This is a genomic window from Vibrio sp. 2-Bac 85, assembly GCF_037546705.1.
In the GTDB taxonomy this organism is placed as follows: Bacteria; Pseudomonadota; Gammaproteobacteria; order Enterobacterales; family Psychromonadaceae; genus Psychromonas.
The window spans coordinates 1-11,697 of sequence record NZ_JALAAB010000005.1 but is presented as its reverse complement, the minus strand read 5'-3'; the positions used below and the strand labels follow the sequence as shown (position 1 = coordinate 11,697).

The 11,697-nt window shown below is 37.5% G+C and carries 8 protein-coding genes; 2 read left to right on the top strand and 6 right to left on the bottom strand.

The features are described 5' to 3' along the window. Positions 1–18: 18 nt before the first annotated feature. Positions 19–741 carry a cupredoxin domain-containing protein gene (locus MT390_RS07120; RefSeq protein WP_499440373.1) on the bottom strand — a complete coding sequence of 241 codons (723 nt, stop codon included), beginning with the start codon at positions 739–741 and terminating at the stop codon, positions 19–21. A gap of 556 nt (positions 742–1,297) precedes the next feature. Here MT390_RS07120 and MT390_RS07115 point away from each other — a divergent pair. Continuing rightward, the gene (locus tag MT390_RS07115; RefSeq protein WP_299659239.1) at positions 1,298–2,437 is read left to right on the top strand and encodes a Gfo/Idh/MocA family protein; all 1,140 of its coding nucleotides are present in this window, start codon (positions 1,298–1,300) and stop codon (positions 2,435–2,437) included. Between the two features lie 94 nt (positions 2,438–2,531). Here the strand turns inward: MT390_RS07115 and MT390_RS07110 are convergent, their stop codons facing one another. The 4 genes from MT390_RS07110 to MT390_RS07095 all read right to left on the bottom strand — a co-directional run bounded on the left by MT390_RS07110 (position 2,532) and on the right by MT390_RS07095 (position 8,689). Continuing rightward, positions 2,532–4,274, bottom strand: coding sequence for a DUF2264 domain-containing protein (locus MT390_RS07110; protein WP_499440372.1), 1,743 nt, complete (start codon positions 4,272–4,274; stop codon positions 2,532–2,534). 86 nt (positions 4,275–4,360) lie between these two features. Then, positions 4,361–6,286, bottom strand: a complete 1,926-nt coding sequence (locus MT390_RS07105; RefSeq protein ID WP_499440370.1) for a TRAP transporter large permease — start codon at positions 6,284–6,286, stop codon at positions 4,361–4,363. Positions 6,287–6,509: 223 nt separating this feature from the next. After that, positions 6,510–7,490 (bottom strand): TRAP transporter substrate-binding protein DctP, encoded by a 981-nt coding sequence (dctP, locus tag MT390_RS07100; protein WP_299659230.1) that lies wholly within the window; start codon positions 7,488–7,490, stop codon positions 6,510–6,512. A 29-nt stretch (positions 7,491–7,519) separates the two neighbouring features. Next, complete coding sequence (locus MT390_RS07095; protein ID WP_499440369.1) at positions 7,520–8,689, bottom strand: glycoside hydrolase family 88 protein; 1,170 nt, start codon at positions 8,687–8,689, stop codon at positions 7,520–7,522. A gap of 296 nt (positions 8,690–8,985) precedes the next feature. Here MT390_RS07095 and MT390_RS07090 point away from each other — a divergent pair, with 296 nt between their 5' ends. Continuing rightward, a complete protein-coding gene (locus MT390_RS07090; protein ID WP_299659224.1) occupies positions 8,986–10,077 on the top strand; it encodes a LacI family DNA-binding transcriptional regulator in 1,092 nt (363 codons plus the stop codon). 791 nt (positions 10,078–10,868) lie between these two features. Here MT390_RS07090 and MT390_RS07085 read toward each other — a convergent pair. Then, complete coding sequence (locus MT390_RS07085; RefSeq protein WP_499440367.1) at positions 10,869–11,606, bottom strand: SDR family oxidoreductase; 738 nt, start codon at positions 11,604–11,606, stop codon at positions 10,869–10,871. Positions 11,607–11,697: the final 91 nt, after the last annotated feature.

The window sequence follows — 11,697 nt, the reverse complement described above, 5'->3', positions numbered from 1 at the left end:
TTCTTATATTTTCTGCGGCTAGTAATCGGAAATAAAATCAAAATCATCACTTGTTTGCACGGGGATATCATCCATCGCTTTTTGTAGCGTAAATGTGGTGTTCTCGGCACTTAATAGGTCTTTTTCTACTATCATGCGATTATTTTCAGCGCGCATTTGTGGGTGCCAAACCACTACTCTGTACTTTCCTAATTCAGTTAATGTAAAACTCGCCACTCCTTGCTCATCAGTTTTAGCAAAATATGATGTATCAACAACTAAAAGGTAACCGCTCATCCAATCATGAATATTACATCCCATAGCAATTTCAGCAGCGTGATCAAAATGTGTTGATGAATCAGTCTCACCGGCGCGAATTTTAAAAGAAAATTTGTTTTCACTATCGGCTGAATAAATATGATGGGTAATATCATCTTTATTCACAAAGTTAACCTTATCGGATTTTTGGCTAACACTGATATAGGGAATAAAAGATTTGCTATGTTGGCTAATTTCAAGCGTCTTATTCTGCTGTGGAACAACCTGATTTGCTAACGGTTCAAGATATACCACCATATTAGCCAAAGGTTGATTCTTTACATTATTTACTTGGACTTGAACACACGTTGGATCTTCTTTTGTGCAAGCTTGTACTGAAGTCCATGCAAACGTGAAGATAAGCGCTGAAAAAATAGGTAAACCAAAACGTAAAAGTGAAAAACGAATAACGAAAAAGCGAAAGAATAAAGAATGTTTCAACATCAGCTCCTGAAGGTAAAATACAAATAAGTGTTGAGTGTAGTCCAGTTTTATCTGTCTTGAATATTTTGAATCTAAAATATTTTTATCAAGCTGATTACTCAAAATTAGGTACTAAAGTTAATTTATCTGAATCTAGCTCAATACAAAAGCTTTTCATCCTATTTAACTTGCCATACTTTGCTGTATTTCATGCTTTGCAGCTAATGCAATATTTATAAACGGATTAACCGTCGCGCTGTTATTATTTTTTTATATTGAATTTTCACCGGAATTTTAGTGTTTACAAAGCATAATTATTTCATCGAACAAGTCGAGTGCTTCATCGAGATTAAAAATAATAAACTGTTCATTTTGTAGCTGCGATAATTGAATATTTTGTTTATTTGCCAGTTGATTGCTTTGATTAACATTTGAACAAAAAGGTCTCAATTACAACAATCAAAAAGATAATAATCGCTAGCTCACATTGTGATCTACTCAGTGCATGGAACTCGTGCCTGAAAGAGCCTATTCAAGTAAGATGTGAGTAGGATCTTTCAGGCACAAGGATATGTTAATGTTACACAGAAAAGTAAATATTGGTATTGTAGGTATCGGCAATATGGGCATGGCCCATGCTGCTACGCTGGGTAAAATGCCTACCGCAAATATTACCGCTATCTGTGCTTTACAAAAAAATAAAGCCGATATATTCGCTAAAAAAATAAATGCTAAAGCTTACTACGATGTGGATGAAATGATAAATTCTGGCGATATTGAAGCAATTATCATCGCAACTCCACATTACGAGCACACCACAATCGCATTAAAAGCTTTCGTAGCAGGCCTTCATGTCTTGACTGAAAAGCCTATTGCAGTCCATAAAGCTGATGCCCTAAAAATGATTACCGCACATAACCTTCGACCAGATCTTCGTTTTGCAGCAATGTTCAACCAGAGAACAAAGCCTGCCCACCTAGCAATAAAAAAAATAATCGAAGATGGAGAGCTTGGCGAAATTCGTCGAATTAACTGGACCATTACGGACTGGTTTAGAACTGAACACTATTACAATTCCGGTGGCTGGCGAGGCACATGGCAAGGAGAAGGAGGAGGTGTTCTCCTTAATCAATGCCCTCACCAGCTTGACCTTTTTCAATGGTTTTTTGGCCTCCCCATCAAGGTGAGAGCATTCTGCCAAATTGGTCAATACCACCAGATTGAAGTTGAAGATAACGTAACTGCTTACTGTGAATTTAAAAATGGTGCTACAGGTATATTTATTGCTTCAACAGGAGAAGCGCCGGGAACAAATCGACTAGAGGTAACAGGAGAATTAGGAAAATTTGTCTTAGAAGACGATAAGCTCACTTTTACCCGTAATCAGCAAGAAATGTCAATATTTAGTAAGCAAGCAAAGCAAAGGTTTTCAAAGCCTGAAGTACAGAAGATAGATGTTGAAATTAAAGAGCAGAAAACGCAGGAGCATCAAGTCATTTTAGAGAACTTCTGTGATTGTATTCTCGATAAAGAATTAACCCTTATCGCACCAGCTGAAGAAGGAGTTAAATCAGTTGAACTAGCTAATGCGATGATTTTTTCATCTTTTAAAGAGATGACCGTTGAAATGCCACTTGATGGGGCTGCATACGAAGAACTGTTAAATAATAAAATCAAACACTCAACACTTTTAAAATCGAGTAAAAAAAGTACCTGACCAGTTCCAGGTACTTATTATTGGCCACCATTTTATGATGGTGACTAAGGAGACCGATAATAACTATCAATCTTGAAACTTAACCAGCAAAAAATCATTTATTCATTTTAAACTGACTTGAGATAATATGCTTTCCTGATTTTAATTTAGTTAATAAAAAAGGAACTGCACTGCGAGGAAAAGATGCATCACTATTAACTCGCGTAGTGACATGTATAGATTTTAGATGTTTATCTAAGCTTTTTATTACTGAAGTGCCATTACTGCCTTTAACAGCTATTTCTGAAGCCTCATTATTTGGGGTATGATTTCCTGCATTCATTATCAGCTCTTCTTGATACCACTTACCAACAGCAAAACCACTTTCTACGATCCAAACATCCTCATCACTAGCAAATGAATGGGTTCTGATGCACTGACCATTTACGCCAACATCAATGGTTGTAAATATATTTATTTTACCCGTTGACCACGTTATATTGAGCCTAGCTCCCTCGATACTCACATCAAGATTCTTTTGTCGCATCTGCCAATTACAACCACCATCGAAACTCAGCGCTAAAATATTATCGCCGAAGCTCAATTTTTCTGAATACAATAAAGCATTACAGTCCATTCCACCGAAGGTTGAATAAGCAAATTTATTATATTTATCTAGCTGAAAACCAGGATGAACGGCAGCCCCATAGTGAATAATTGAGTTGCCATCAACACGTTGAGCAATGGTTTTGTTTGCTGGCATCGCTTGTATTTCAGCCAGATATTCAATAGCTTCTTCTTTACTTGTCCAAAATTCAGCATCATCAGCAAGCATTAAAGGTAAAAATGCTTTCATTGCCCAATACGGTGATGTGGGTGAGTTATAGACTTCACACATTTGTAGATTCGGGTAGCTATAACCACGCGTAAGAATGCCGCTCTCGGTAAAAATTGGTTTATCTTTCCAACTGCGTAGATGCCTTGCCCAAAGTCCTTTAATTTGGCCTAGAGTGAATACCGTATTATCGCTAATGGCGTAAGCAGCCCAAAAACCACAACAGGCAAAACGATAAGTTAATGAACGTCCCTGCACTAAGGTATCGCCATTGTCTGCAAACCAGTAACTAAATGGAATTGCAAACGCATCTGCTCTTGCTTTGAAAAGTTTAGCGAGTTGATCATTTTTGTGATCGAATTTTGTTGCATAAATGAGACTGTAATAATGTAAAGCAAAACCACCATAGTGATCAATTGCTTCAATATCGCCATCACCATACCAACCATCACCTAGGTACCAGTTTATTATTTTACCTAAGAATTTCTGTTCTAATTTCAAGTCAACTAGATCTTCTCGACCCACTGTTTTAAGAGCATGTTGAATGATTAAAGTAAAAAAGAGCCAATTATTATGCGATGTTTCTTTATATTGAATACTGGCTAACCAAATCGCTAAGTTCTCTTGCTGTGCTTTAGTTAACGGTTGCCAAGCTTGTTCTGGTAATAGAGCGATAAAAAAACCAATTGCGGCCATTTCTACACTACGTTGGTCAACATCATGTAAAATACCCCAGTATCCATTTGAGCTAGGGTCTGTGCCCTGTATGATCAGTTGACGCATTAATCCCCAGTGTTCAAAATTGCCACCACCTAGCTGTAAAGGCACTAACCCCCATAATGGGCGAGCAACACCTTCCAGTGAACTTGCGACCATGTCAAAACAAGCTCCGCCTTCATCAAAATCAATCAGTGAACCTTGCTTCTCATAAAATGGAATCAATGGTTCAAATAAATCTTTCACTAGCTGCTGAAAATCAGCTTTATTAACCATAGGGTTGTCAGAGAATAATGAATACTTCATTTTAAATCCTTCGCTAGTTGTTGAATGTCAATTTTATTAACTATAGTGTTGCCAGAGAATAACGAGTACTTCATTAATTCATCCTTTTAATTTATTAAGCCAAAGAATCGAGGTAAACCTAGACTAATAATTGGAAGGTAGGTGACTAATAACAACCCGACAAATTGTACTAAGAAAATGGGGAGAAGAGGTTTAATTACGTTGGTAATTTTTTCACCGCTAATACCACATGAGACAAATAATACTGTACCAACAGGTGGAGTTACGATGCCCATTGATAGGTTATAAATCATGATCACGCCAAAATGTACTGGATCCACACCTAACCCAGTCACGACAGGGTATAAAATAGGCGTAAAAATAAGCTGTGCTGGAGCCATATCCATAAACACACCAACCAGTAATAGAGTGATATTAATAACCAATAAAATGACATATTTGTTATCACTCACTGCAATTAGCATCTCACCTACCACCTCCGGAATACTAGCGAAGGTCATTGACCAGCTCATCAAGCTAGAGCAAGCAATCAAGAATAAGATCACAGCGCTACTTAAAGCAGAATCATAAAGCGTTTTAATTAAGCCTTTGATAGTCAGTGTTCTATAACAAAGCGCTAGCAATAGGCTATATACTACGGCAATACCAGAGGCTTCAATGGCAGTAAACATCCCGCCAATAATTCCTCCTATAACAACAAAAACAAGGAACATACTTGGTAATGCGCGCCAAATAATGTTGGCAATATCACCTAATGCGTAGTGTGTAGTATCTACTGGATAGTTATTTTTTTTAGCAAAATGATAAGCCACCAACATAACACTCGCACCAATAATAAGCCCTGGAAAATAACCTGCTAAGAATAAGGCAGCAATTGATGCATCCCCTCCAGTGATCATAGAGTAAACAATAAAAGCACCCGCTGGTGGAATAAGCATTCCTGCAATAGATGAACTTGCATTAACGGCTGTTGAGAAAGGCATGTCATATTTCTTTTCTCTGGCCATTGGCGTTATTATTCCACCAATAGCTGTAGAGGCTGCTATAGCAGAACCAGATAGTGACCCAAACATCATATTTGCGACAATATTCGTTTGCCAAAGGCTGCCAGGAATTCCTTTACCAATTAACATAGCAAAAATTATGAGTCGCTTTGCAATGCCTCCTTGATTCATAATATTCCCCGCAAGAATGAAAAAAGGCAGAGCTAAAAAGCCAAAACTATCTAAACCACTGAATAATTTCTCACTGGTGGTGCCAATGAGATTGACAAAGTCAATTTGTAGAAATAACGTAAATATGCCTGAAAATGCTAAACCAACAGCAATTGATGTTCCCATTAGAAGGAAAAATATAAATGAAACAAACAACATAAAGAAAGAAATTATTTCAATGTTGTCATAAAGATATGTATCAAAGCTATCTAAGCCTTTTACATAGGTAAATCCAAAGAATATGAAAATCGACAACGCTATATAGATTGCTAATATAACCCCTTGTTTAGGTTTTTTGCTGATATCTTGACATATTTTATAGAGTTGACTTCCGGCAATTATTAGACCGCTAATAATGAAAACACTTTGTACAAAACCCAAAGGTATTTGCATGGTTGGGGTTAACATACTGAAGTTTTTTGATGATGCTACATACCCTCCCCAAGTCATCACAGCACCAAGTAACACATACATGTAGAGATTAAATAGATTCATTTTATGGCGTGTCGATGACGTCACATGATCCAGCAATAACGGCAGGCTGAGATGTGTTGATTTAATAAAACACAATGCAGCACCTAGGATCCCTAGCCAAATTAGCGAAAATCGTAGTAACTCTTCAGACATTGCACTAGGAGAATTAAAAACATATCGCACCAACACTTGATAAACAATGAGAATACTCATGATAGCAAGTAATGAAACGAGCACTGTTTTTAAAAATTTTTCCAAAACTTGGTTAAAAGACCAAGGCTTGCATTCGATGACTTTTGGTGTTGTTGAATTTAACTGATTCATGCGAATATCCTAATATGCAATATACGATTACCAAAAAACTAAAGAGCTGTTCAATCTAGTTAAGTGGGCCCCTTAACTGCGTGGTGAACTTTAAATGCAGAATGCTCTCTCCCACGCTCACGCCCTGCCAGTGCAGAAATGACCCATACAACATCTGATTTATTCATTAAATTAATTGGTATAAAATAGTGAAACTGACAAGAAGTATCTTGCCAGTTAAAGCCTAACGTCCTTGTATTTTAAATATAGTTTCCAACAATTTAGATTTAACAGGATCAGCAAGCGCGCTGTCATACATAGGTTGCATACGTTTGATAAGTGGTTCTTTATCAATAACCGTATATTGAACACCTAATTTAGATTCTGCTAACGCTTCAGATTTTTCAATCTGCTTCGCTACTGCGCTGAAAGACTCTTTACTGGTTTTTAAGAATTCTTCTTTCACTATTTTCATATCTTCAGCACTGACTGATTTAGTGAATTTTTCACTGGAAACAAGAAAGTCTGTCAATCTAGTATGCTCAGTACGTAGTGCATATTTTGATACTTCACCAAACTTCACTTCCCACAGACCAGCTAAACCACCTTCTGCCCCATCAATAATCCCTTGCTGAAGCGCAGGATAAACTTCACCAAAGTCCATTGGTGTCGGTACAGCCCCTAAGTTTCGAACCAAAGTCATATAGGTTTCACTAGGAGAAGTTCTAAGTTTAAGCCCCTCTAAGTCTTTCAATGATGAAGTCGGTTTAGTTGTATAAATACTTCTAAAGCCATTACTGAGGAACCCGAATAAGTAAACATTTTTAGCTGCAATTGAATCTTCAATAATTTTTGCAACTTCAGGATTCAACATTGTACTTTTGTATTCATCTAAACTACGGAATACATAAGGTAGATTCACAGCTGTGATTTCAGGAGCTAAATTTTCTAAGGTAGCACTATTAACTAATCCTAAGTCAATTACACCACTTTGCACTTGTTGTAAGTATTGAGCTTGCCCGCCTAAAGTACCATTCCAAAAGAAACGTATTTTAACTCGCCCTTCGGTACGATCTTTAATATTTTCGCCCATTGCAGTTAGCAAAGTACCAGCGGCATCTTTACTAGGAATATTTGTCGCAAATTTGTAAGTTTTTGCTTGTAAGTTGGTTGTAGCCATCACTAAAGCGCTTACAAGTAATAGTTTTAATTTAAGACCTTTCATACATCACCTTTCCTTATTTTATTTGTTGTTTACCAAAAAAACTTGGTATGTCCAATTGATCGTAAAGTTGCTTCAAAATAGTAATAATCTCCATAAGGAAGCATTGCATTTGCCAAATTAGGCAAGTTTCGTTGTATCGAATGAGGTACTGAAGAAGCTGAATTAGAAAGCAAACCTTGTGCTCCCTCTTGTTGCGTCAAATCATAATTTTCACGCAATGCTAATAACATCTGAGTTGCTATTTTTTGATAATATTCGGCTTTATCTTTTTGACCACGTTTACTAAAATATTCAGATAAGATATAAAGCCCCGCGGAAGTAAGGGAGCCTGCAGAAGTATCTTTAAATTGCGTTTCATGCTCAGGCAGTAAATAGTCCCAAATAGGCACCATGTCGTCAGTGATTTTGTCGAGCATATATTCAGTCAGCTTTTCGCTTAACTCTGCATAACGATGATCCCCCGTCATAATGGCCATTTGTGCAAAACCGTGTATTGCCCAACCTTGGCCTCGACTCCAGCATGATTCATCACTGTATCCTTGATGTGTACAGCCTCTTAGGGGTTTATTGGTAACAGGATCGAAGTCAAAAGTATGGTAAGTGCTAAAATCATCACGTACTAAATACTTAAGTGATGTTTCAGCTTGTCCAATAGCGACTTGTTTAAATGACTCAATATTAGTTTCTTCGTAAGCCCAAAGTAATAAGGGTAAATTTTGCATACAGTCGATAATAATTTTACCCTGAACACTTTCAGCATGTGCTTTATCTTCTGCACCAGCAGTCCAAGCAACAATATATTCACCATTCCAGTTGTATCGACTCCTTAAAGCTTCTGCTGCTCTTAAACCCAATTCTCTAGCCTTTAAATTACCAGTCAATTTGTAATCAGCAACTGCTGAAAGGCTAAACTCGAAACCTAAATCATGGTTTAACCAAAGCGGTGTATTTAATATTTTTTGTAAATGTGCATTGCGCATACGAGCCATATTTTTTAGTTCTTGCTTGCCGGTAACCATATATGCAAGCCACAGCTCACCAGTCCAAAAAGAATCAGTCCAAAAGTATTCTTCAGGATATATCCATTGATGTGCATCTGCGCCTGCACCTATCATTGGATTTCTTAAACCAATAATTGGTGCGTTACGTTCAACACTATCAACAATATTTAATTTTATTTTTTCCAAGTCATTCATCATTTATTAAGCCTCACCTGTTCAAGAAACAACTCATGGTCATAAATTGAAACATTTCATAAAAAGAGTTCAAATCAACATCTAAATCACTTAACTCCCCCTTAACTTGCCTGAAACATGGTATACAGGTGTTAAAATAATTTCTGTGACTAAACTCACCCCACTGAAACATTTATTTTTATGAAACGTTTCAGTAATTAATGGATTATGTATTAAAAAGTGCTAGACTGCCTTCTAACGTTAACTCGGGTTGCACTATTTTGGTAAAATCTAAAAACAATTAAAACAAGGACTCAACCTTGAATAAGCAAGAAATAATTAAACGCAAACCTACTCTTGAGCAAATTGCAGAGTTATCTGGGGTATCAAAGGCAACAGTTTCTAGAGTGTTAAACGATAATCCTCTGGTGAAACCTGAAGTTATATCTCGAGTACAAAAAGTAATTCAACAAATAGGTTATGTAAAAAAAAGAAAAAGTGTTGATATATCATTACCGTTTAATAAGTTAACGGTAATCTGCGACGATTCCGCAGTGGCCTCTCATACTTTTTATGGAAACCTACTAAGTGAGTTAAAAATTGAAGCGAATAAGTTGTTTATTCAACTCGAGATGTCGATGTTTAATCAACTCACATCCTTAAACCAAGTCAGTCAAAAATTCAATGATACCGAAGCATTATTGGTTTTAGGTAACCCAAATAAAGATATCATTGATTTAGCAGCCCAAAACAGTACCCCTGTTATTATCATTAACGGCGTAGACCCCTATATGAAAACACAGAGTATTTCTCCAGATTATGAGTTTGGTGGGTTTATGGCAGCCGATTATTTTATTAAAAATGGTCATCGAAGTATAAAAATACTCACGGCCAACGACCGACACTCGACCTTCCAGCGAACGGATGGTTTTCTACGTGCGTTAACGATGTCAGGTATAGAATATAATAGAGCAGATACTGTTATCGATTTCATTGATTACATCGATAAAGTTAAATCTAGTAGAGGGTTGGCTGGTGAAGCATTAATCACTAATCCATCGGGAGATTTTGGCGCTCGAGAGATTTTACCCTTATTGATAAAAGAGAATGCTTTCGATCAGTGCACTGCAGTTTTCTGCATTTGTGACATGATCGCATTATCCCTAATAGAAGCCCTCTCAAGTGTTGGTATTCGCGTACCTGAAGATGTTTCTGTTATTGGTTTTGATAATTTAGGGATGGGCGCAATATCTAAACCACCACTGACAACAATCGCTACCGATTATAATAAAATTGCTCAAACAGCCTTACATAAACTGGTGACTAATGCCAATAGCGTAAATAAAACAACAACACGTTCTAGCGTATCCGTTGAGTTAATCGAACGAGGTTCAGTTGCTAATCTTTTATAATAATACGAATTAGTTTTATTTGCGTTGCCCTATCGGCTTCGCTTATTAACCAATCCCACATTGCAACAGAGAGTGGCCATTAACTCATATGGTCTGCTCTGATATCCAAAATCGAGCCTGATAAGCATTTTGAAGCAACATGGGAATACACGTCACCATGCAAGATGCAAAACCTTATTATCAAACCAATGATCGGGGCAATAAATGGGTGGGTGCTCCCCCTCATTATGAAAGCGATGACCTTGATGGAGGGTCAATTTTTTAGTCAAAATATTGAGACCGCTGACCATAGTTATTACCCGCAAGATTTAACAGCTAATGCTATACCCATGCCACCTCAAGATGCTTTGTCAGGCGCAACACGAGGTAATGGTTACTCCCTTTTTGATTGTTGCAACGCAGGGCTGATTTTCGAGGTTGCGCCCCGAAGGGCAAGGCAACTTGCACCAATCTGCGTTGTTATAAAATCTCTATGTAGAATAACTATACTTCAATTTTATGCCTAGCATCTCGGTACAATTTGCCTTGCTGACTTTGCATCTTGAGGTAGCATGGGTATATGTTTACAAACGTATTAACCATCGCGCTGTTATTATTTTTTTTTTACATTAAATTTGCACCGGAATTTTAGTGCTTACATTGTCGAACGCAATAAAATACTCTCTCAGCAAGAATAATGATAAATAACCTGCCACTTAATTAGCGCATGTGAATGCGTCAATTTATTAATAAGAAAGCAGGCTTTGAGATTTACCGAATATTGCCTTTATGTCGTTTAGGCAAATAACTTATTAAGCTAAACCACCGTTGACACGAATGACTTGTGAGTTTATCCAATTACCATCTGGACCAACGATGCTTGCAACTACGTTGGCGACTTCTTCTGGTGAACCAATGCGACCTAAGGGAGACATTTTTGCCATGCCATTGATTTGTTCTTCTGATTTACCCGTGAAGAATAGCTCTGTACCGATTGGGCCTGGTGCTATCGCGTTCACAGTAATATTGCGGCCAGTTAGCTCGTTTGCGAGTACGTGTACCAACCCTTCTACTCCGGATTTTGACGCGATATAAGGGCCATAAGCTGGAAATGATTTGGCAATCACACTGGTAGAAATTGCAATAATTCGTCCACCATCTGTTAAGTGTTGTGCGGCATAAGCAAGCACTAGGAAGGCACCGCGTAAATTGGTTTGAATGGTTTTATCAAAATCAGCTAAGCCTTCTGGCGTTATTTTTGTCATGGTCATCATGCCTGCATTATGGATCACAACATCTAATTGTCCGTTAATCGCCATACTCTCATTAAATAAGCGTTTCACATCTTCGTCACTGGCGATATCAGCTTGTATAGCAACAGCTTGCCCGCCCTTCGCTTGAATAATGCTGACCGTTTCCTGTGCACTCTCTTTATTACCGGCATAGTTTACAATCACGCTATAACCGTCATTAGCTAAACGTTCTGCTATTGCGCGGCCAATGCCTCGCGATGCACCGGTTACTAAGGCAGTTTTGGTCGTATTAGTCATTGCAGTTGTTCCTTATGGTTTATTGTTATTCAAGCAGAATGGGATGTTAATGCTTAAAGTTATTTAATATCGAATAAAGTTATTTAATATC